This window comes from Methanobrevibacter sp. (assembly GCF_015062935.1).
Taxonomy (GTDB): Archaea; Methanobacteriota; Methanobacteria; order Methanobacteriales; family Methanobacteriaceae; genus Methanocatella.
This window is the reverse complement of sequence record NZ_SUTM01000021.1, coordinates 22,984-49,253: the sequence shown is the minus strand read 5'-3', so window position 1 is coordinate 49,253 and position 26,270 is coordinate 22,984. Positions and strand designations below refer to the sequence as shown.

Annotated in this window: 9 protein-coding genes; 6 read left to right on the top strand and 3 right to left on the bottom strand. The window is 33.4% G+C overall.

What is annotated here, in order from left to right; translation table 11 throughout:
• Positions 1 to 252: 252 nt before the first annotated feature.
• From E7Z81_RS09780 to tfrA, 4 genes are all read left to right on the top strand, one after another.
• Positions 253 to 5,955, top strand: a complete 5,703-nt coding sequence (locus E7Z81_RS09780; RefSeq protein WP_292747096.1) for a right-handed parallel beta-helix repeat-containing protein — start codon at positions 253 to 255, stop codon at positions 5,953 to 5,955.
• 168 nt (positions 5,956 to 6,123) lie between these two features.
• Entirely contained in the window at positions 6,124 to 12,627 is a 6,504-nt protein-coding gene (locus tag E7Z81_RS09775; protein WP_292747093.1) for an Ig-like domain-containing protein, read from the top strand.
• A 202-nt stretch (positions 12,628 to 12,829) separates the two neighbouring features.
• Positions 12,830 to 19,006: an Ig-like domain repeat protein gene (locus tag E7Z81_RS09770; RefSeq protein WP_292747090.1), complete on the top strand. Its 6,177-nt coding sequence runs from the start codon at positions 12,830 to 12,832 to the stop codon at positions 19,004 to 19,006.
• Between the two features lie 379 nt (positions 19,007 to 19,385).
• Positions 19,386 to 21,029, top strand: a complete 1,644-nt coding sequence (gene tfrA / locus E7Z81_RS09765; RefSeq protein ID WP_292747087.1) for a fumarate reductase (CoM/CoB) subunit TfrA — start codon at positions 19,386 to 19,388, stop codon at positions 21,027 to 21,029.
• Here the strand turns inward: tfrA and E7Z81_RS09760 are convergent.
• Together E7Z81_RS09760 and E7Z81_RS09755 are read right to left on the bottom strand one after the other, a co-directional pair.
• Positions 21,022 to 22,326 (bottom strand): amidohydrolase family protein, encoded by a 1,305-nt coding sequence (locus tag E7Z81_RS09760; RefSeq protein ID WP_292747084.1) that lies wholly within the window; start codon positions 22,324 to 22,326, stop codon positions 21,022 to 21,024. The genes tfrA and E7Z81_RS09760 overlap by 8 nt on opposite strands.
• A gap of 37 nt (positions 22,327 to 22,363) precedes the next feature.
• A complete protein-coding gene (locus tag E7Z81_RS09755) occupies positions 22,364 to 22,570 on the bottom strand; it encodes a histone family protein (RefSeq protein ID WP_292738747.1) in 207 nt (68 codons plus the stop codon).
• Between the two features lie 199 nt (positions 22,571 to 22,769).
• On the opposite strand from E7Z81_RS09755, the gene hisG reads away from it, so the two are divergent.
• Together hisG and pyrB are read left to right on the top strand one after the other, a co-directional pair.
• Positions 22,770 to 23,630 (top strand): ATP phosphoribosyltransferase, encoded by an 861-nt coding sequence (hisG, locus tag E7Z81_RS09750; protein WP_292747078.1) that lies wholly within the window; start codon positions 22,770 to 22,772, stop codon positions 23,628 to 23,630.
• Positions 23,631 to 23,634: 4 nt separating this feature from the next.
• Entirely contained in the window at positions 23,635 to 24,570 is a 936-nt protein-coding gene (gene pyrB, locus E7Z81_RS09745) for an aspartate carbamoyltransferase (protein ID WP_292747075.1), read from the top strand.
• On the opposite strand, the gene E7Z81_RS09740 is transcribed toward pyrB, so the two are convergent.
• Positions 24,563 to 25,732, bottom strand: a complete 1,170-nt coding sequence (locus E7Z81_RS09740; RefSeq protein ID WP_292747072.1) for a Cdc6/Cdc18 family protein — start codon at positions 25,730 to 25,732, stop codon at positions 24,563 to 24,565. The two genes, pyrB and E7Z81_RS09740, sit on opposite strands and share 8 nt — an antisense overlap.
• Between the last annotated feature and the right edge of the window lie 538 nt (positions 25,733 to 26,270).

Genomic DNA, 26,270 nt, shown 5'->3' with positions numbered 1-26,270 from the left:
TTCGATTTGAAACTGAAGTATTGGGATGAAGACAATGCGTTTTACTAAAAATCACTTAAGTTCTTGAAAGTGCCTTTAAAAAACATGGAGAATATTTAAATAATTTTGAAATAAATATTTAAATTATAATCAATGGGATATTATAAAAAATAAAAAAGAATTGATTATGTTTTAATTTGATTAAATGTAAAGGGAGGTGAAAAGATAAATAAGAAAAAAATATTGATTTCATTAATGTTTATTTGTTTCATAATGTTATCATTAAATTTTGTTGCTGCAAATAATGAAACTATATCCGGAAATGAAAATACATCTCTTATAAACGAGCATATACTGCAGGCATCAAGCACAGATATCCAAATTGATGATAATTTAAGTGCTGAGGAAGGTAAAGTCATTGAAATTAGACAGGATAACTATGAAAATTATTTTGATGTTAGAACTGGTAAAATATTAAAAACCGCCAGTATTTCAAGTGGAGATACATTGAAAATTGGAAATATTTCCGAGCGAGCATTTGTTATTGACCGCCAACTAACTTTAATGCCCATTACTCCAAATGACCAGATAAAAAATGGTTTTATACATCTGATTAAAGGAAGTGATGGATCAACAATTACAAATTTAACTATTAATAATACAAAAGCTACATTAAAAATCCTAGGTGTTACTGTAGGTCAACTACATGGTATATGGTTATCACATTCCAATAATAATCTAATTTCTTACAATACAATAAGAATAGCAAATTCCGGAGGAGTTTATGCAATGCCTATGGGATGGTCCAGTAATAATCGGATTATTTACAATGACATGAAAACTTACGTGAGTACAAATATTATTATGGGAGACTCACACTATAACCTGATTTCACATAATAGTTTAGAAGTCCTGTCATATTCAGATATGTCTGTTACAAATTTGATTTACTTTAATCCATTTAGTCATGCCGACTATTCTGGAAGTCCATTATGTAAAGGCAACATAATTTCCTACAACTATCTGAAAGGATTTTGTACATTACCAATGTCTATAATATTACAGTTTGAATATGCCAGCCACGACGGCACAGTTGTTGCGAATAATACGATTATTAAAGGGTCAATCGGGATTAATTTAAATGGTAATAACGTATCAGTTTATGGAAATACAGTTACCAACAGCGCAGTTGGTATTTCTGTTAGCGGAAGTGAATTTACAGTTTATAACAATACTTTAAGTGGAACAAGCCAGCAGACAGGTATCAGGTCTGACTGTGCTGAAGGTTCAAAAGGTTTAATATATGACAATAATGTGACCTTTAATGATGTTTCAGTCGGTATGTCATTATCAAACAATATAGAAGCATATAACAATAACATTAATATTGGTAATTATGGAATAGGTATATCGCTTACAGGTGAAAACACTACCGTTCATCACAATAAAGTAAAAAATAATCATGATTCAGGTGTTTCAATATTAGGTAGTTATAATACTGTTAGCAAAAACATTATAACTACAAGCAGTATTGGTATTGCAATACCATCCACAATGAACAGTAATGTAAGATACTACAACAACACCATTACAGACAACAGGATAACCAGTGAAAGTTATGGTATTTCAATAGAAGGCCTGGTTTATAATTCAATTATCAAAGACAATATTATTGAAACAAACAGGTCAGAAGGTATTAATATACAGATTACCGACAAGGAATCCAATACTGAAATGGACAATATTGTAAATGGAGTAATTTTAAAGTCAACAGCCCTTATAATTAATGATGATAACTTCAACCAGTTCTTTGATGAAGACGGATATTTCATTTACAAGTTTGAGGAAAATAAGCCAAAAGTTGTCTTTTTAACATTTTTAACCAATAAAAATCTAATCTTTGATGATAAAATTACTGTTATCAGCAATAAAATGGACAATCTCCTATTCAATGTTACAATAACCTTTGAAGGGGATGCAGAAGGATCCATTCTAAGAGATTTCAATTTCATCAATTATGATAAAGAAGCAGTCATAATTAACAACGTTGATGACATTACAATTAGTGAAAACAACATCACAGATATCTATAGGCAGGGAAGCAAATCAAATGCCGTGATTTTAGTTCAGGGAGTTTGTAACAATGAAATAATTTCTAAAAATAATATTTACATTAACTCAAAAACCGATTATGTTTACGGTATTACTGCACCTGCGGTGAATTCTTATGGAAGATTGAACAGGGAATTTTCAAAAGGATTTGAAATTAACGATAATACAATCATTATTATTTCATCAGGAATGGCAGAAGCAATTTATACTGATGCAATAGCTTTCAGTGAATTTGACAACAATAAAATCAATATCAAAGCTGATGGTTATGCATATGGTATTGCTCTTGCTAATTTAATAGGTAAACTAACCAACAACAGCATTACAAACAATGAAATTGTAATCTATGCTGAAGGAATGGCTTATCTGATTGAATTGCATATGGTGGAAAACGCTACAATTGCAAACAATACATTATACAGCGAAAGCAATGGTGTTTATGGTGTAGGAGTTTACAGCTCAAGCAATGTGACAATTGAAAATAATACAATTTCAGCATTTGGCGGAGACTTGAAAAATATAAAATCAATTGAAGATGTGCTGGGAATCGGAAATGCTGCAATTTCATCAATGAACTTTGTAAATAACATTACAATAAATAACAACACAATTATAACCAATATTACAAATCCAATATCTAAAATTGATGCGAATAATGAATCTGAAGTAAATATATATTCCAATTCATATGTTGTCAGTGATAATAACTTCAATACCTATTTCAATAATAATCAACTGATAAAAGGAAATATTGAGGAAAACGGTATAATATTATTATATAATTTGACAAATGGCCAAAAAATGGAAATTAGCTCTCCGGTTGTCATCAGCTCATATGACAACAGCATTCCAACTACTGTTTCAATAATCTTAAATAAAGCATCAAATGTGACAATTTCAAACATTAACTTTGTAAATTCAACAATTGAACTTAAAAGTTCTTCAAACAATTCAATTATCAATAACAGCTTTAATTCATCAAAATCAAACATACTGATTATTAGCAATGGGGAAAATAATACATTTAAGAATAATTCCATTAATATGAACGGCAATAGAATTTCAGCGGTTGAATTGAGAAAAGCAGATTACAATAACATAAATAACAATGAATTTTACATTAAAGGAGATGATGTTAAAGCAATTCTCATGGATTCATCAAAATATAATGTTATTGCAGGCAATGTTATCCTTTCGGATGCAAATAAATTAGTTTTCATTGAATCCACTAAATCAATGTATGATAACATTACAAAAAACACATTAAAAGGAAATGCATCATCCATATACGGATATTATGCTACCAATTCCAATTTCGGATACATTGAACAGAACGATATTGAAATTAAAGGAACTTCAGATGTGACTGACCAATCCGGTGTTTATTTCAAAGGCTCATCAACAAAAAATGATGTAATCAATAACCACATCGAATCATTTTCTGTAAACGGAGATGATTATGCAGTTATGATAATATCAAACATTAATTTACACAACAGCATTACTAATAACTATTTAATAAGTTCCAATGGATCTAAAAGAGCGGATGAAGCTGTATACAGTAAATATGGAACTATTAAAAACAATTCACCTATTGACATTTATGTTTCAGCCAACGGCAGTGATGAAAGTGGAGACGGAAGCATCTACAGCCCATATGCTTCTATCACAAAAGCCATTGAAAACAGTTTAAATCATGCTGTAATTTATGTGGGTCCAGGACTTTACAATGAAACTGGTATACTCATTGATAAGAACGTGACTATACACAGCAACGGTGAAAACGTTGTAATTGATGCGCAATCAAGCCAGTTATTCAATATCACACAAAGCGGAATTCTTTCAATTAACGGAATTACCATCCAAAATGCACATAATGTAGATGGAGGATCAGTCTTTATAAATAATGGTAAACTGTCCATTGTAAATTCTGTTATCTGCAATTCCTCATCATACTATGATAATTCAAATCCTATATTTGACCATGATATCGTAATAGATGAAGATGGTGATATGAAATCAGCTCACACTCTTAATTGCAGCAAAACCGGTAAAGGAGGAGCTATTTTAAATAATGGAGAACTATACATTAATGCATCCGCATTTTACAATAATTTAGGTCATACCGGAGGTGTTATTGCTGATTATGGTAAATTGAATATTGACTCATCAGTATTCTACAATAATCAAGGAGTCCATGGTGGAGTTATCTTTACAGATTCCAATAATGAAATAGCAATTAAAAATTCATTATTTGCGAATAATACTGCACTAACATCACTGGATTACTGTACCATAAGAATTGGCGGAAGCAGCTGGTCTATAACTACAGGATATCATTACACTTACTCTTCACTTTGTGAAAATCCTGTCGGTGAGGGAGGTGTAATATACACTAAAAATACCGGCATTTCAATGGAAAATTCAACATTTATGAAAAATTCAGCTAAAATCGGAGGAGTAATTTCATCTCCGCTCGATAGCTTAACATCCCGTTCTGCAAATTCCAATATTGATTTAAAAATTAATAATTGTGAGTTTGTAAACAACAGAGCAAATGATACAAGAAGGTCATTAGGATCTGTTGATTTGGACAATTACCGTTACTACAGTGAATTTAACGGCGGAGTTATTTACGGAGCTTATAATATACTTGAAACTAAAAATTCAGAGTTCTATTACAATCAAGCAACCAACAATGGGGGAGTTATTTATGCTAAAGCTAATGATGGAAAACTTCTGGATTCAATATTTATGCTGAATACTGCAGGTACAAGCGGTGGAGTATTGGAAATTTCCAAAAACTTCATCATTGAAAGATGTGTTATTTCAAATAATTCTGCCAGATATGGTGGTGCTATCGAATACAATTCATATGAGTACTACGGCCATGTTCAGGACCATATAAACATTTACAACTCTACAATATCCAATAACAGAGCTTTAAACGGTGGAGGTGCATTTAACATCGGATATGCGAATATCACTGTACGTGATACAAACATTGTCGATAATGTGGCACCTAGCGGAAATACATTCCACTCAAGAGTTATTGGAGGTGAACAGGACATTGATATGAGATATAACTACTGGGGAAAGACAGGGCCGGACGATTCCGTGTGGAAAGCAATGAGTCGTGACAGTTTTTATCCGATTAAAAGAGAAATGATTAATTGGAATCCTAATATAGTTGATGATGAACCTTCAAATCCTCCAATAGAAGTAAATCCTGATGATGATTCTAAAGGACATGGGGGTGATGGAAACAATCCTTCAGTCAACTACAATCCAAGTACAACAGAATCAAGTACATCTACCGGCAGAACTATTGGTGGAAATGGAAACAATGAGGGATCTGGAAACAACTATGGACCTGGAAGCGGCACAGGCACTGGCGGAAGTGGTACAGGAAATCCTGGAACACCATATACTCCTGGAGATAGTGGAAACACAAATTCATATGGATTCATTCCGGGAAATACTTATACTGGCCAAAAAGTTACCGGAAACTACAATTCAAGCACATCCAATCCAAATTCAAACGTTGACGGAACAACCAATTCCAACAGTCAAAGTAAAGTAAACAGTTCTAATTATGATTCAAGTTTATCTACAGTTGGAATGATATCCAATGCAGCTGCATCATCAAGTTCTGATGGTGGAGGTCAAGGTGAAACTTCCAATTCAGCTGACAGTTCCGATTCAGGTGCTCAGAGTGTAAGTAAATCCTACGAAATTACAGAAAAATTAGATGAAATAGTCGATGATGACAAGTCAATGATGACTTTTGTCGCTTTGGCAATCATTGTATTATTACTGTTAATTATCGGCTATAAGAGAAAAGAAAGGGAAAATGAAGAATAGATTCCTTTTTTCTTTTCTATTTTACTTTTTTTAATGGAAACTTTTTTATAAAATATTTTAATAAATTTATAATATAATTGACTATTTACAAAATTTGTTGAGGTGTTATTAATTTTAAATAAAAAAATCACATTAGTATTGCTATTGCTAACAGTAATGCTGTCATCTATGATGGTTGTTAGTGCTAATGACAGCAATACCACATTTATAGAACCTACTGAAGAACCAAATATAAATGAATTATATGTAAGCCCTAATGGAAGTGATGAGGATGGAATCGGAAGTGAGGCTTCGCCTATCCAAACCATCAAACATGCAGTCAGTATTGCAGGCAACAACTCCAGAATCATTTTAAAAGAAGGAACTTACAGCGGATCATTAAACACCAACATTAACATCAACAAATATATTACAATAGAAACACAAGGAGACGTTACATTAAATGGTGAAGGAAAAAATTATTTCTTCAATATAAATAAGGGTTCATCATTAATATTGAATAATATAAAATTCATTAACGGTTTTACTGACTCATATTCCCAATTGGGAGTAATTAAAAATCAGGGAAAACTTTTGGTTAACAATTCTTCATTCAACAACATGAACAGCATTATGGCAACATTTTTGAATGAAGGAGAGTTAATTATTGATAATTCAGTCGTTTCAAACTCAAAATCCAAAAACATTGCAAAAAGTATCACCAATTTAGGGGATTGTACAATATCAAATTCAAAATTGAATGATGCAATCGAAAGCGATGCTGATTTACCGAACATATATAACTTCAAAAACGTTAATGTCATCAAATCTCAAATTTCACATTTAAAATCAAACGATGAATATGAACCTTCAGCATATCAGACAAGCATTATTCTAATAGAAAATTCAACATTAACACTGCTGGAAGCTGAAAAAGCAAACGTTAAACTTTTAAATTCAAACATTAACGGACGCTTCTCATTTAAAGGTTGTGATGCATATGTTGATAATTGTAAAATCATCCCAACTTCATCAAAACTATTTAACACATTATCAGTCTTTGAATCAAATTTTACAGCAAAAAACACAATTTTTGGTCTGTCAATATCAAGCGGACATACAAACTTTAACATAACCTATTCCTCTATTTTACATGGAATTATTGGTGGAGGGGACAAATCAGTATTATATGCTCCTTACAACTGGTGGGGAGTAAATTCAGGCCCTGCAGTTGAATATTTCAAAAATATTGATATAAGCAACTGGGCTATTGCATCATTTGAAATAGATGATGGAAACAATTCTGTTGGAACTGCTTCAAAATTCATAACCTCATTTAAATGGTTTGACGGGAACAATAGCTTTGATTTAAAAGAAGATGAATCAATCCCAACACGTACAGTTCAGTTTGAAGCACAGAACGGAAGATTTTTATATTCATCAGGAAGCCTGACAAAATCATTTGAAAACTATCTGATTGGAAATACCCTTGACTGCAGTGTCTATTCAACTGTTGACAATCAAAAATTAACATTAACAATTGGAAAAGGATATTCAGCATATAATTACTTTATAGCTCCCTGGGGACAGGACAGACCCGAATCAGGAAGTTTGGAAAATCCGTACAGGACACTTGGATATGCGGTATCTCATGCTGTGGACGGAAATACCATTTGCTTACTTGAGGGAACCTACAACGGCAGTTCCAATTCTAATGTAGCTATTTCAAAAAACATTTCAATAGCTGGACTTGGAAATGTTAAGTTTTTAAGGGTTAATGGCGCCAGCATAATGACTGTGCAAGAATTAGGAAACGTTATTGTTAAAAACATCGATTTCGGTTGCGAGGTAAGGGAATATAACGATGACCTGTTTATGGTTAGAGGAGGTACTTTAACTGTAGAAAACTGTACATTTACCTCAATCAGCTCAGGAGCGGTGATTTATTCATCATCCGGAATTAACAATAACGGTTTAATAAATATAAAGGACAGTAAATTCTCAGACATTAGCGGATCTATAGTCAGTGGAATTGCAAAAGTCAATATTGAAAACTGTAATTTTGAAAAAATATCCAATTTCTATACAATTGCAGGTATGGAAAATTATAATGCCCTGTTTACAATTACATCATCAATAGAAATTTACAGCTCTGAATTTAGGGACAACACCATGGGAATCATAACCCTTCACCCTTACACATATTCACGTTCCTCATTGCTTGGAGCTTCAAATTCACAATATTCCAGCCAAAACAGATATGCATACATTGAAAATTCAACTTTTACAAACAACATCTTTACAAATATGGGCAATTCCTACACAACCATAGGCATCGGATTTGATATTGCAGACAATTACGGATCATTTTACGGATATATAAACAACTGTACCTTTAAAGACAACACAGGAAAAATAGCAAAGGCAACTTCAGTTAATTCCTCATCATTTTACAACAATCACGGACTTGATTATGGAGGAAGAGCTTTAATTGAAGCTGAAATGATAAACAATTCCATTTTTATCAGCAATTTAAACAGATACACCGACTACAGTCAAGCATCCTACGGTGAAGGAATAGTCAGCGCACAGACAATCACCTATTCAACATTCATAAACAATGAAGCATCATTTGGTGGAGCCGTTTCAAATTCAAAAGAAGTACATTACTGTGTATTTGTAAACAACACTGCACTTTATTCAGGAAACGACATTTACTCCAATTCAGGTGATGTAGATTATTCAAGCAACTGGTGGGGAGACAACAAGAAGCCTGATGATTCCAAAATATTCATTTTCCTCGGAAATTTAAAATTGACCGACTGGGTAATAATGACATTTGAATCATACTATGAAAATACTGTTGAAGCATCCCTTGACCATGTAGTGGATGATGACGGGAACATTAAAAAAATTGGAAAAATATTGCCGTCAAGACCTGTTTATTTCGCCATTGATTTGGGAAACATTACTCCTAGCTCAGATTATCTTAAAGAAAATGTTGCTTATGCCAATGTAAGTTATGATTTGAATTCAAGTGATTTTAAGATATATGCAACTATTGACAACCAAGTTTTAGATTTAAACCTTAGAAACACAAATACAGTGATATTAATTGAGAATGTTACTGTTAAAGGAAGGGATAACAAATATTATGTTGATTTGATTAATGCAAACGGCTTTAAAATTGCAAATCAAACATTGACTATACAAGTTATTGATTCAAACAATGAAAGCAAAGTGTTTACAATTAAAACCAATGATGAAGGTCGTGGAAGCTTCGATATAGATTATCCGATTGGAAAATATGAAGTTCTAGTTAATTATTATGGAAACGGAAAATATGAGAAATCCAACGCTTCAGCAAAAATTGAGGTTATAACATTATTTACCGAGGTCATATCATACAACTACACCTATTATGGTAAAAATAATGTATTTTATGGAATTTTACATGATGAAAACGGTAAAAATTTAGTTGATTACAATTTAACATTTACAGTTATTTCACCAAATGGATATTCAAGGACAATCACTTCAAATACTGATTTTTACGGAAGAAGTGAAATCGTGCTTAATCTGGCTGTTGGGGAATATAACATTAAGGTAGAATACATGGGAGATTCCTGGTATGCATACAGTTCAAACAGCTCTCACATAATAATTAAGCCAGTCAATTCAACAATGATTGTGCCTGATGCAACATTGTACGGTGAAGGAAATCTTTACAACATCACATTAAAAGATTCCTACGGAACCTTAATTAGAGGAGAAAACATTCAGGTTGCAATTTCACAGGGCAACCTGACAGACAATTTCATATTGCAGACTGATGAAAATGGAATAGCCAGTTTAACTATAAACTATCTTCCTGGAACCTATAATGTTAAAGCAACTTACAAAGGAGATAACATTTACGGCTCCGCTGAAGGTTCAGGTAAAATAACTGTCAGCAAGGTTTTAACAATGGTTACAGGTTTCCACTATAAAGTGATTCCTTTAAACGGCATATATACAGTTGTTTTAAATGATATGTACGGAAACAGGATTAACAATGGAACTGTAACACTGAACTGCTATCAGGGAAGGCTAGTCAAAACATACACCAACACTACAGACCCTAATGGAGAAGCTTCATTTATAATTGATTTGGCTGAAGGAACATATCTGACAACAATTGATTATGACGGCAGCCTGTGGTACAATGATGCTACAAATGCGGCAACAATTGTAGTTGATAAAAATGCGGTCCTTGAATCCGTAAGCATTAATGGAACTGACTTGTTACAGTACTATGGTGAAAACAAATTCTTTACAATTGACTTAAACGATCCTAATGCCTATAATCAATATGGGAAAACAATAACCATAAGCATATACAATGAAAAATGGTCCCAGTCTTTTGAAGCGATAACAGACGCCTTCGGTACTGCCCGCCTACAAATAAAATTAAACCCGGGAGAGTACAATGCAACCTACAAATACTCAAATCCATACTATAACATTTATGGAAGCGGTTCAAATAAAATAACAGTCTATAAAATGCCGGTTAGCCTGACAGCTAATGATATAATCATGAATGTTAACGATCAAAGATTATTCGAAGCAACATTAAGGGATATTAACGGCAGAGCAATACCAAATATGCAAATCCATATGAAAATAGATGGAAAAGAATATGACATTACAACAAATGACAAAGGAGTAGCTATTCTACCTCTAAATTTAAATATAGGGGAATATGAAATCGAATACACATTTTCAAATCCAAACTACATTTATTCATCAAATACAAATAGAATTTTAGTAGTTGACAGCAAGCAGACATCCACACAGATAACTGCCCAAGACCTTAATGAAGATGAAAATAATTTGGTCAATTTCACATTAACATTAGCGGATTGCCTCAACAACGGCATATCCTACAGTGAAGTTACACTTGAAATACTTAACTCCAACGGAAAGTCCATTAAACACATCACTGAAATTACTGATGCAAACGGTAATGCAATATTTAAATTTAATTTGGATTACGGCAAATACACCGTTAAAGCAAGTTTCAAGGGAAATGATTTATATTTACCAAGCAGCAGCATTAATTCAGTGAATATTGAAACCAGTGATAACCGTACTAAAACAATAATCTATGTTGACGATGTTCAAATCAACACTAATGATACATTCACAATTGTGTTGCATGATGAAAACGGAGAATTGCTTTCAAATAAGGATATTACCTTTATTATTGAAAACAATACCTATTCCACAAAAACAAACAGTGAAGGAAAAGCAGTCGTTAAGGTTGATACCACTTCAGGAATGCACAACGTTAATGTAATATTCAATGGTGACGATAATCTAAGACCAAGCTCCAATCTGATTAAATTATACGTTTCAAACTTATTTACAAAGCTTTATGCTCCAAGCTTAGTGAAATACTACAGAAATTCAACTCAATTCCATGCATTGCTTACAAGCGATTCAGGAAGACCAATAGCTAATAGAATAATTACTGTAATATTGGATAATGCAGTATACAACTGCACTACAGATGAAAACGGATGGATAACCTTAGACATTAACTTAAAGCCTGGCCATTATGAGGCTGAATGTTATTTTGCAAATGAAAGTTCTGAAGAATATTCATTCAACAAGACAACCATTGACGTTTTAACAACAATATTGGGTAATGACGAAGTTAAAACATATGGCGACAGCCCATATCTAACACTTAAGTTTTTAGACAGCGCAGGCAATGGAATTAAAAATAAGGATTTCATTATAGGCATTGACGGAACAAACTATTTTGCAACAACCAGCGATGAAGGAATATTCTACTTTGACTTGAATTTAAATCCTGGAAATCATATCATTACCGTGATAAATCCTTTTGACGGATTATCCGAAAGCTATAAATTAACAATAACACCAACAATAACTGTAAATAATCTTTTAAAAGTGTTAGGAGACGGCCAATATTACACAGCAACATTCTATGATAAAAACAATTCATTGATAACAAATAAAAGCGTTAATGTGATTATTAACGGAATAAATTACACATATAAAACCGACTCTGAAGGCCAAATAAAACTAAGCATGGAATTTAATCCTAACAGCTATCTTGTAACTGCAATAAATCCAGTAACTGGAGAATATGTCGAGAATACAGTTAAAGTACTCAGTCCAATATCTGAAAATAAGGATTTGATAATGTATTACACCAGCGGATCTAAATTCAAGGTACGTATAATTGCCGCAGGAGGAAAGGCAGTCGGTCAGGGAAAAACAGTTAAATTTACAATTAACGGAAAAACATACACTGCTAAAACCAATAAAAATGGTTATGCATCAATGAAAATTAACCTGAAAGCTAAAAAATACACAATAACAACACAATATGGAAAATACAAAGCAACAAATAAGATAACAGTGAAACCTTTATTGACTGCAAAAAACATTTCCAAAAAGAAAGTTAAAAAAGTTACATTTAAAGCAAAGCTCGTTACAAATAAAGGAAAAATAGCGAAAGGCAAAAAAATAACTTTCAAGATTAAAAACAAAAAATACACCGCAAAAACCAACAGCAAAGGAATAGCTAGCATTAAACTAACATTAAATCCGGGCAAATACAAGATATATTCCACTTATGGAAAGTCCAAAATTACCAATACTATAACAATTAAAAAATAGGGAAAAATTAACCTTATTTTTTAAAATACTTTTTTTTATTCATTAAAATAACTCATTTATTGAAAAAATCTATTGAAAATTAAGTTTATTCTTAATAAATTTATTAAATTATACATTAATAAGATTTAAATATACTTTATAACAAAAATATATTCCATGTAATCAATTTACTTGATTACATAAATTTATAGAGGCGAAACTTTTGAAATTTGATAAAATTTTATTTTTAACAATTGTTTTACTGGCTATATTATCTTTAGGAGCAGTAAGTGCTCAAGATAATGAATCTGATGATGTAACATCAGTCGGCCAAGATAATGCAATACAATTAACAATAAATGATGATTCAAAACTTAGTGACGATGCTTCAACAACATATAACAAAACAGTATATGTTGAAACTGCAAAAGGTTCAGACACCGGAGCGGGAAGTGAAGCAAGTCCATATGAAACAATAAATAAAGCTATCAGCGATGTCAACGCATCCGATAATGCTGTTATTTATTTAGGTAGTGGAACTTACTCTGGAGATAACAATACAAACTTAAGAATTGATTTATCCCATAAAAATTACGGTGGAAGTTTAACCTTAATCGGTGCTGAAGACGGTACCACTGTAATTGACGGAAATGGGGATTCTCCAATTTTTACAGGAATAAGCAGTGACTCCATTGTTACATTAAAAAACATTAAATTCACTAATGGTAAAGCTAACATGGGTTCTGCAGTAACTTCAGCAGGTGACCTAACAATTGATAACTGTGTATTTGAAGAAAACTATGTTACCAATTTAGGTGCTGTTTATTCTGAAAACGGTAATTTAACTATTACAAATTCCAAATTTAACAAAAATTCAGGAAATCAATATGTGGATTTATATTTCTCACATACAGGTTTTGTAACTTTAATCAACAACACATTTGAAAATGGTGTTGCAACAAGCTCCTGGGCAGACACCCCGGCAGTTTATGTAGGTACTGGTAAATCAGTCATTAAAGGAAACACCTTTAAGAATTTAACCAGCTCCCGTAGTGCAGCAGCATTAGCTGTCAGATACAATAATGGAGAAAATATTGCAAATATTACAGACAATACCTTCATCAACTGTACTTACACAGGTTCAAATGGAGGAATTGTATTTTTCCAAAATTCATATCTTAAAGGCAATGAATTCATAAACTGTACCTCTACAACAGCTATACTTTATTCTGTAACAGATTTCAATGCAAAAGTTGCTTTTGAAGATGTAGCAGTCGACGGTACAAGATTTACCTTAAAAGCTAACGTTACTGATGACATGGGCAATACCGTTCAAGGTGCTAAAGTCATTTTCGCTATTGACGGTGCAAATGTTGGCTCAGCAAATTCCAATGCAGAAGGTGTTGCAACTTTAACCGTTAACAAATTGTTAGAAAACGGCAACCACACAATTACTGGTACACAAGCTTATTCCGATGAAAATATTTTTGATGTGGATGTAATTAACGGTACAGCAACTGTAGAGTTCGATCACACCCCTGCAGAAGTATGGGTTTCAACTGAAGGAAATGATGAAAACGGTACTGGTAGTGAAGATAATCCATTCTTAACTCTTAAAAAAGCTTTAGATTACGGAACTGCAGCTACTGTAGATTTAACCGTACACATTAAAAACGGTTTATACAACGGATCTGAAAACAGGGATTTATCCTATTCAAATGTAGGAAAAATTACAATTGTCGGTGAATCCTACGGAAATGTCATAATTGATGCTGAACATGCAAGTTCTAGCAGTGGATGGTGGCCAATCGCATCAGACATATTCACATTTGGTCAAAACCTTGAAATTAAAATGGTTAACTTAACCTTAATCAACTGTGACGGCAATCCTGTAGATGCATATGCATTAACAATGAAAGACAATATTGTAATAAACTCCAGCACTATCCGTGCTCAATCACCTAACGACGGAGTAATCATTGACAACATAAAAATCATTAATGGAACCGGTCAAGCAATCAACGCTTACAATTTAGCTTTGACCAATTCCGTGATTGAAAACTGTAATGGTGGAACTTCAACCGGTTTACTCTGGTTAACTACCAATAATGGCCATGTAACATATTTAGAAAACAATACCTTTAAAGGAAACACAATCGCTGGTTATTCCGGTGGTGCAGCATATTATGTTCAAAGTGATTTAGTAAGTATCAACAACACCTTTGATTCAAATACCGTGACAGGCACCGCATCAAATATTGCTTATGCAGGTGGTAATAACATTACTTCAATCAATGATAAGTTCATCAATAATGAAGTTCCAAATTATGTTGCTCAATATAGAAGCAGCGGTAATAATCCTACTCAAATCATTGTAGAAAACATTACTATGATTAACAATAGGGCTTCTGCAAACGGTGCAGGATTAGTTACTACCGGTGCTAAAATCAAAGGAGGTAAATTCATAAACAACACTGCTGCAGGAAACGGTGGTGCAATATACTTATTAAACCATGGTAAAACCTCTCAAGTATGTGAAATGAGCATTGAAGATGTTACTTTTGAAAACAATACTGCATCTTGCGGAAATGATATATTTATAGCTCCTAGTGCAGGAAACAATGTATTTGCAAACTTAACTGATTTAACAATCACTGCAAACAGCAAAAATGTAACTGAATTATCAGATATCATAACCGTAACAGTATCCCACCCATCAGGTGCAATAATTGGAGGAGGTCAAGTAACCTTCTACTTTAACGGTTCTATAGTTGGAAAAGCTGATTTAATCAATCAAAATGCAACCTTGCAATACGTTGGATTTAAAAATGATACTGAATATCAATTCACAAGCGTTTATGAATATGCAACCGAAAACGATACCTATGTAAACGGTACTATATCTACAAACATTGCTGATGCTTTAGACAGCGTAGAATTCTATGTATCTGACAGCCTTGGTGATGATGAAAACGGAACCGGTAGTGAAGACAGTCCTTTCAAATCAATTTCCAAAGCATTAATCGAAGGTTATAGTAAATCTACAAATATTACCGTTCATGTTTTAGAAGGCAATTACACAGGTGAATTAAATACAAATTTAAGAATTCCAACAACTGTTGACGTATTGCTTGTCGGTGAAGATGCAGACAAAGTCATTGTCTCAGACAGTGCTGCTGATTACTTCATTACTGCTTTAGCAGGTAATGCTAAATTAACATTAGCTAATGTAACCTTAAACAGAGCTGCTCGTGATACCCAATCTGCAATTTATGTTGAAGAAGGCGCTAACGCAGAAATTGACAACGTAAAATTCATTAACGGACAAGGTAACTACGGTGGAGCTATTAATACTGCTGGTACTCTAGTAATAAACAATTCATATTTCTTTGATAATGGATATGGAGATGCATCTAAAAGAGCAAACGCTTATTACGGTGGAGCTATTTACAATGATGGTGTTTTAATAATTGATAATTCAACATTTGAAGCAAACCACGCAGGCAGATTATCCACTATTGCAAACCAAGGTACATTATACGTGAACAATTCTAAAGTAATTGACAGTTTAGATGCTTACGCAATGAATATGGACTTAGTAGCTATCGGTGCATTTGGTGGTCAAAAAGGTAATATCACAATAGAAAACTCCATTTTCACTGTTACCAACAGAACAGTTAATGAATTATCCAGTCGCATATACATGCCTCAAAATTCATTGACCTGTCTTGCAATCGGATCCAGTGAACATGTAACAATTATCAACTCCACATTCGAAGATCAAGGTGGAAGATACACTCCAAACGCATTTGGTGGAATCAACTCCTGGAACCTTGCAGGAGGAGGTTACACTATAGTACCTGGAGATATTGAAGTATATAATTCCACATTCAGAAATTTACAGTCCGTAAGCTTATTCTACTCAAGAACCGACGGCACTTCATACGGTTCCCATAGAATATTTGACGGATGTTTATTTGAAAATGTCGAATATATAATCGCAGTTCTCAACTCAGGTAATTTCTCAGTAGCTATACACAATTCCGTTATTTTATCAGATGACATTGCTAAAATAGGAATTGCTGCTGGTAAAACTATTGATATGGATATCTCTGACAACTGGTGGGGAAGCAACAACGCTACATTTAATAATGCTACCATTGCAACTTCCAATTTCATTTCCAATTATGTTTTAAAAATCAGAGAAGTCAGTTCAGAAATAGTTAACCCTGAAAATTACTTGGTTTTAACATTAAACCAAACTGGTAATGATGTTGAATTAGCATTCAAATCCTTCGATGGTGAAAACTTAACTGATTATGAAGGAACCTTACCTGCTAGAGAATTCACAATTAATGCTACTGATGCTGTTTTAGGAATTGAAAACGGTACTATCGCAAATAATGTTAAAACAACTGTTGATGTTGACGGATTAAGTTACGCAATTGAAGCAACTGTTGATAACCAAACTGTCAATTTAACTGTTGTAAGAAAAGACACTCAAATTAGTGTTGATTCAATTAACAAAGATTTAAGTGTTAATGTCACATTAACAGACATTGAAGGTAATCCTATAAGCAATGCAACCGTTTCATATGAAATTGGCGATGTTAAAGAAAATGTCACCACTGATGAAAACGGTAATTTCAACATTCCATGCGTTGCTAATGGTGAAGTATTAATTAAATTTGACGGAAACGGTAATAGTTTAGCTTCAAATAAAACTTTCACATTTAACGGAGTTATCAAACAAGATGCTGAACCTGAAATATATGTCCCTAGCGATGTTGTAGCTGGTGACGATGCTGTAGTAATTGTCACTGTTGCAAATGCTACCGGAAATGTTTCTATTTTTGTTGACAGTGTTGAACATGTAGTTCCTTTAGATGAAGATGGTGTAGCTGTTTTAACCATTGAAGATATTGCTAGCGGTGACCACAGTATTGTTGCAGTATACGATGGCGATGACAACTACAACAGTGCAGTCGCATCCGAAACAATTAGTGTTGAAAAAGAAACCACAGAAGCAAACATTACCATCGGCGATGTAGTTCCTGGTAAAGACACTAACGTAACAATCTCCATCCATGGAGCAACCGGAAACGTATCCGTATTCATAGACGGTGAAGAAAACATCTTACCATTAGATGAAAACGGAGAAGCAACCTACACAATCCCAGCAATCAGCGAAGGAAACCACAGCGTAGTAGTTGTATACGAAGGTGACGACACCCATAAAGGAGCAGTAGAATCCAAAGCAATAAGCGTCACAAAAGAAACCACAGAAGCAAACATTACAACTCCTGTTGACTTCAAAGTTGGTGAAGACACTAATGTGACTGTTGAAATTCCTGGTGCTACCGGTAATGTCAGTGTTATTGTTGACGGTATTGAAAAAGTTGTTCCTTTAGTAAATGGTACTGCTGTAGTTCCTATTGAAAACTTGACTGCTGGTGAACACAGTGTAGTAGTTGTATACGAAGGTGACGATACCTATGCTCCATTCCACCAAGTAGATACATTTGACGCTGCTCAAATGGATACCAGATTCGACGACCTTACAGTTGACGGTACTGGTTTAATCGACGGTGTACTGGTAAATGCTATGGGAGACGCACTTGCAAACAAAACAATCACATACACTGTAAACGGCGTACAAGTAAACATAACCACTGATGAAAACGGTTTCTTTGCATTCAATGCTACTTCTCCTGCTACTGTTGAAATAGCATACGCTGGTGATGACTTCTACTTACCAAGCAACATCACTTTAAAATTAAATGATCTTGCTCCAGTAAGACAAGCTACACAATTTAACAGCAGTGACTTCACACAATATGCTTGTGATTTCTACGAAGGAGAACGTGGTGGAAACTTCACATTCCAACTTGTAGATGAAATGGGTAATCCTATTGCAAACAAAACCATCTACATCGGTTACAACGGTGTAACATTAAACAGGACCACAGATGAAAACGGTTTCGCAAATGTTCAAATAAACCTCAAAAACGCAGGTCTGTACACATTTGTAATAGTATTCCTTGGTGATGAAGACTACAACGCAACCATGGCTGTACACAAAGTAACCATTGAAAAGAAAACAACATCAATATCTGCAAGCGCAAAAACATATAAGGCTACTGCAAAAACCAAAAAATACACAGTAACCTTAAAAACCATCAAAGGATCATCCATCGATGGAAAAACATACCTCAAAGCAGGCAAAAAAGTAACTTTAAAAGTAAACGGCAAGACCTACACAGCAAAAACCAACGCAAAAGGTCAAGCAACATTCAGCCTGAAAATAACCAAAAAAGGCAAATTCACTGCTAAAGTTTCATTTGCAGGTGATGTAACATACGAAGCTACAAGCAAATCTGTAAAATTAACAATCAAATAGTGAGACTAACCTCTCACTTCTTTTTTTATTTTTAAATTTAACTTCAAATTTTTCATTTTTAATAACTTTTAATCTGCTTAAAATAATTCTCTAAATTCAATTGTGAAAAATAGTTGATATTCCCAAACAGGTCGTAACTTCACCACCATTTTTCTTGTAAAACCCCCCCATTTAAATCATGCATTACTCATAAATATCAATAATATTAATGGTATTTTTAATTTAATTGAAATGTAACATATATCATGAAAATTTAAACTATCAGATATAGATTCGATGCTAAAAACTAATCTTTTTTTAATAATTTACTATTTTGAAGAAATTTATTTATAATAAAAAACAAAGTAATACTGATAAAAAAATTTACAGGGTAATAGAAATGGAAATCAAAACTATCTCAACAGACGTATTAATAATCGGATCTGGTGGAGCAGGTTCAAGAGCAGCTATTGAAGTTGATGATGCGGGATTAAAAGCAACAATTGTGTCAAAAGGTCTTTCATTCAGGTCTGGATGTACCGGAATGGCAGAAGGAGGATACAATGCTGTATTTAAAACTGTTGACAAAGATGACTCAATAGAAGCCCACATACATGATACAGTTAAAGGCGGAAGCTATCTCAATGACGAAAAGCTTGTAAATATTCTCGTTAATGAATCACCGAAAAGACTGATTGATCTGGAAAACTATGGTGCATTGTTTGACAGACAGGAAAACGGTGAAATAGACCAAAGACCTTTCGGTGGACAGACATATAGAAGAACCTGCTATCAAGGAGACAGAACCGGTGCAGAACTACTTAATGCCCTTAAAGAAGAAATCATAAGAAGAGATATTGAATGTATTGAAGAAGTTATGATTACTTCACTTGTAACTGAAGGCGACCAGGTAATTGGTGCAACCGGTCTGGACCTTAAAGATTCCAGTTTAATTTATTTTAAAGCAAAATCCGTTATTCTGGCTAGTGGAGGAGCCGGTCAATTATTCCCTGTAACATCAAACACCTCACAAAAAAATGGAGATGGTTTTGCAATAGCTTTCAGAGCAGGTGCCGATTTGATAGATATGGAACAAATACAATTCCACCCTACAGGAATGGTAACACCTGAATCCAAAAAAGGAATACTCGTAACTGAAGCCGTAAGAGCAGAAGGAGGAAAGCTCAAAAATAAAGACGGCGAAAGATTCATGAGCAAATACGCTCCGGAAAAAATGGAACTGGCTACCCGTGATGTCGTTGCCAGATCAATCTACCAGGAAATAATTGAAGGCAGAGGAACAGAAAACGGAGGAGTTTACCTGGATATTTCCCATTTGGACGATGACTATATCGATGAAAAACTCGAAACAATGGTACTGCAATTCGAAAACGTTGGTGTAGACATAAAACATGGCCCAATAGAAGTTGCACCTACAGCACATCACTTTATGGGCGGTTTGAAAATCAACACAGACGGATCAACTTCACTCAAAAACCTGTTTGGAGCTGGAGAAGTTTGTGGAGGAGTCCATGGAGCAAACCGTTTAGGCGGAAACGCACTTGCTGATACACAGGTATTCGGAAAAATTTCAGGTGAAAGCGCATCCAAACTGGCAAAGGACACAGAACTTAAAAGCAACGAGGAACAAGTTCAAAAAGAAGCGTCCAGAATAGAAAGCCTAATTAAAAAAGGTTCCATAAAACCAAAAGAATTCAAAAATAGAATCAAACAGTTAATGTGGGAAAAAGTATCCATCGTTCGTGAAGAAAAAACCCTCAATGAAGCACTGAAAGAACTGCTTGAAATGCAAAATGAACTGGACAGTTTAGATGTTTCAGATAAAAAGCAATACAATAACGAATTGATGAATGCTCTTGAAGTCATCAACATGCTGGAAATATGCATATTAAGTGTAAAATCAGCAATTCTACGTAGAGAAAGTAGAGGAGCGCATTACAGATCTGATTTCCCTGAAACCAATGATGAATGGAAAAGAAGCATTGTAGTAAATAAAAAAGAAATAAATTTTGAAGCTAGATAGCTTCTTTTAAATTTTTAATAGCTTTGCGAGCTTTTTCATAGATTTCCTGTTCATCCAAAACAGTCAATTTTTTATTTTCCATTAATATTTTTCCGTTACAGATAGTAGTATCTACATTTGAACCGTTTGCAGAATAGATTATGTTGGATGTTAATGTGGAACTGTCAGGAACCATATTAGCGGAATTTGTATCAATCAAAATGATATCTGCCTTTTTGCCCACTTCAATAGAGCCTATCTCATCACTTAATCCTAAAGCTTCTGCACCTTTAATTGTACCCATTGCAATAGCCTCATGAGAGTTCACTACATTAGGGTCAAGAGTGGAAACTTTTTGAAGCAGACTGGCGGTTTTTAGCTCTTCAATCAAGTCCAAGTTATTGTTGGAAGAAGCACCATCAGTACCAATAGAAACACAAATATCATTTTCAATCAATTTTGAAACAGGAGAAATTCCTGAAGCCAATTTCATGTTACTGCATGGATTATGTGAAACCTTAACACCATTTTTCTTAATGATTTCAATTTCTTCATCACTTAACCATACACAGTGTGCTGCAACAACGTCAGGACCTAAAAAGCCGATTTTGTCAAGATATTCAAATGGTCTTAATCCTTTTTCCTGGCTGACATCATCAATTTCCTTTTGAGTTTCTGAAACATGGATATGAATTCCCATGTTGTATTTGTCTGCCAGTTCACGTACTTTGATTAACAGTTCCTCGGATGCTGTATAAGGTGAATGAGGTCCAAAAAAGACCTTTATCCTTCCGTCAGCCATTCCGTCGCAGTTTTCAAACAGCTGTAAATTTTCTTTTATTTCAGCTTCCCTTTTCTCAGCATCACCAAAATCAATCATTCCATAGGATAAAACTGCTCTGATTCCAGCTTCATCAACTGCACGTGCAACATCTTCCATATAGAAATACATATCGGAAAATGTTGTTGTTCCGGATTTAATGAGTTCAACAGCCCCTAAAAGAGCTCCAATATAACAATAATCACCATTGAGATTAGCTTCCATTGGCCATATATGATCGTTAAGCCAACTGTCCAAACTTAAATCATCAGCCAATCCCCTAAATAAAGTCATTGATAAATGAGTATGAGTATTTACAAATCCTGGAAGTAAAATTTTTCCAGAAGCGTCGATTATTTTATCCGCATTGCTTTCATCAATTTCGTCTGCAATTTCTGAGATTAAATCATCCTTAATTAAAACAGACTGTCTTTTTTCTTCAAAATTATTAGGATTTAAAATTAATGCATTCTTAATTAAAATAGTATTATCTGTCATAATAACACCTAAAAAAATAAAAAAAGTAAAAACTTATTTATAAGTTTTTAATAGCTAATTTAATATCTTCAGCTTTAATAGTTTTACGTTTTGCGATTTTAGCAACTTGGTTAGCTTCTTTAGCAACATCACGAGCAACTTCTTCTAAGTATGCAGCTAATTCAGCTTTTGCATCTTCGCTAACTCTTTCAGCACCAGATTCTTTAATGATTCTTGCGATAGGAGCTTTTGGTATTTCAGACATGTTTTTCACCTCACAATAGTTTATAAAAAACTTATTATTAACAAAAATTAATAATAAGCTAAATAACATATTACATAACTTAATATTTAAATATTTTGCAAAATTCAAGGATAAAACGATAAATAATCAATCATATTAGACAAAGTATTTAATTAAAAGATTTAAAAATATATATAGAAAAAAATATTGAGAAGATACGATGAAAATAAAAATTGCCATTCCTTCCAAAGGGAGAATAAGTGAACCATCAATAAACATTTTAGAAAAAGCCGGTTTAGGATTAATTGATAAAAACAATCGGAAATTAATTTCAAAGACTTTTAATGAAAATATAGAAGTAATGTTTGCAAGAGCATCAGATATTCCTGAATTCGTCAATGATGGTGTTGCAGATATGGGAATAACAGGTGTCGATTTAATTCAGGAAAGTGAATCAGAAGTAGTTGAACTGCTTGATTTAAGGTTCGGTCAGACAAAACTGGTTCTCGCAGCTCCTGAAGAATCAAACATCAAATCCGTAGATGAAATAACACAGGATATGAAAGTAGCTACAGAATTTCCTGTTTTGACAAAAAAATATTTGGAAGGAAAAGGTTTGGATTTAAAGATTGTTAAATTAAGCGGATCTACAGAAGCCGCTCCATTTATAGGTATTGCGGACCTGATAACAGACCTAACAAGTACAGGTACAACACTTAAAATGAATCATCTTGAAATAATAGACGTGATACTTGAAAGTAGCATAAAGCTTATTGCAAATGAAGAAAGTATTAAATCAAAGAAATATTTAATTGAAGCTGTAAGTACAAGCATTAAGGGTGTATTGGATGCTGACCGTAAAAAACTTGTTACAATGAACGTTAAAACCAGTGATTTGGATAAAGTTAAAGAAGTAATGCCTTCAATGGGTGGTTTAACAATATCAGAAGTATTGTCTAATGAAAAAACTGTTGCTGTTCAGGCAGTAATTGATGAAAAACAGGTTTTTGAACTGGTTAATGATTTAAGAAATGCAGGTGCAAAAGACATACTGGTAATGCCTATCGAAAGAATTATTTAAAGGGTTGGTTAAAATTTTTGAACTGAAAAATATTATTTCAATAAAAGACTTTGAAAGGGAAGATGTCGATTACATCCTTGATGAAGCGGCAAAGTTAGAGGACATTGCCAAATCCAGGGAAATATCCGAGGAACTTAAGGGAAAAATTTTAGGTTTGATGTTTTTTGAACCTTCTACAAGAACAAGAATGTCATTTGAAACCGCAATTAAACGTTTGGGCGGAGAAGGAATAGGATTTGAAAATAGTGGATCAAGTTCTGTTTCAAAAGGTGAAAGTATTGCAGATACCGCTAAAATGTTTGAAGGATATTGCGATGCACTTGTAATCAGGCACGAACTTGAAGGAGTATCAAAATTCATATCAGATATTGTGGACGTCCCGGTTATTAATGCAGGCGACGGTGCAGGTCAACATCCGACACAGACACTTCTTGATTTATACACCATCAGAAAGGAAATCGGAGAGATTGACAACTTAAAAATAGCTCTGATTGGTGATTTGAAATATGGCCGTACAGTTCACTCCCTATCAAACGCATTAGGATTATACAAAAACGTTACAATTTATCTTGTTTCACCTCCAAAGCTTAAGATGCCGCAGGAGGTCCTGCACGACATTAACAAAACAAATGTCACATGGATTGAAGTTGATTCAATCGAAAAAATAATTGATGATGTTGATGTTTTATATGTTACCAGAATTCAAAAAGAGCGCTTTGGCGACATTAACGATTATTTGAAAATAAAAGGAGCATATATAATTAATAAAAAAATGTTAGAAGGTAAAGATTTAATTGTAATGCATCCATTGCCAAGAATAGATGAAATTTCAACAGATGTTGATGATACAAAATACAATAAATATTTTACCCAGGCGGCTAATGCCGTTCCCGTAAGAATGGCTATTTTAAAAACATTAATAAAGAACAACCCTAAATAGTGTAAAGGGTTGTTTCAAGTAATGTTTCATCACATTGCAATTTAATAATGTTAGTTCTACCTTTTCCACGACCGCGTGAAATGGTGTTTGTTGAAATAATACCTAACAGTTCAAGTTCATTTATAAAGTCAAATATTCTTCTGTAGGTAACAGCATCCTTTTTGGAAATCTCTTTATACTGCTCATATAGCTTACCTGAAGATATTTCCTCATTCTGTTTTGTTAAAATTAAAATAGCTTCTAAAACCCTTTGCTGCTGTAATGGTAATGTGGAAATAATTTCAATAACTTTATTATGTTCAATAGTATCCTTTGCTTTTCTGACATGTTCTCCTGTTACTTTTTCTGCATCCTCATCGAAAGCCAGTTCACCGGCATTTTTAAGTAAATCAAGAGCATATCTTGCGTCACCTTCCTCTTTAGCTGCCATTGCTGAACATAAAGGAATCACATCATCATCCAAGACACCTTCAACGAATGACAGTTCTGCCCTTTCAGACAATATGTCAGATAACTGATCTGCACCATAAGGTGGGAAAACTATTTCTTTATCATTTAAGCTACTGTTCACTCTGGATTTGATTAAATTCTTGAAATCCAAAAAGTTACTGATTGATAAAACTGATACATTGTCAGTTCTTGTTAATGTGTATAATATACCGTCTCCATCCTTGTCAAGAAGGATATCGATTTCATCCAAAATAACAATTAGATGCAGTTTTCTGCCAAATGCATTGGTTTTGAAAATATCTCTGAAAGTGTTTACGACTTCACCTTTGGTCCAGCCACGGTTAGGAACATCACGGCCTAGCTTATTACATAATTGGGCTAAAACCTGATACTCTGTAGTATAATCTGTGCATCTTATATATTCAACTCTGACGAAAACATTTTTCTTGTTTGCAATTTCAAGAAGCTGTTCACGTGCAAATTTTGATGCTGCAGTTTTTCCTGTACCTGTTTTTCCATAAAGTGTCACATTTGAAGGTGTGACATTGTTTAAAACATCAACCCAATATTTTGCAATTTGCCTGATTTGTTCTTCCCTGTGAACCAGCTTATCAGGTAAAAACCTGTGATCCAAGGGCATCTTATCCTTAAATATACGTGAAGACATTGAATTTCCAATATCTTTTTCTAAATCTTCAAAAACATTTGACATTATACCACCACATTAACATTAAAAAAATATGAAAAAAATAATAGTATTATTTCCAGTGTTAATAATATTTAATAGCTCATAAATAAACTTTTTTATTACAAAAGTTACTTTTTTTCATAAAAGTTGGAAAAAATTATAAAATTATTTGATTAAAAATTGCTTAAAATACAATATAAAAACAAATTATCCTTTAATTAATGAAAAAATAATTATTTAGTGGTTGATTTAAGAATAAGTAAAATAAATTTATTAAAAATTAATGTATGAAATAAAACTATTTCAAATATAAAATAACAATTTCAAGTGTAAACCTTTAGGAAAAACAATGAAAATACTTCCGCTATGAGCTTAAAAAACAAGATTTTTTAAAAAATTGTCATGATTTTACACAAAGAGAGAGGGGTGCATTGCAAGTGTAAACTATTTCATCCGCAAAGCAAAATTGAAGACATGTATTTCAAGTGTAACGAAATTGTAAAAAATCGATGAAAATATAACAACATATACACAATTTAAAATTGATGTGAAAATGAAAAAA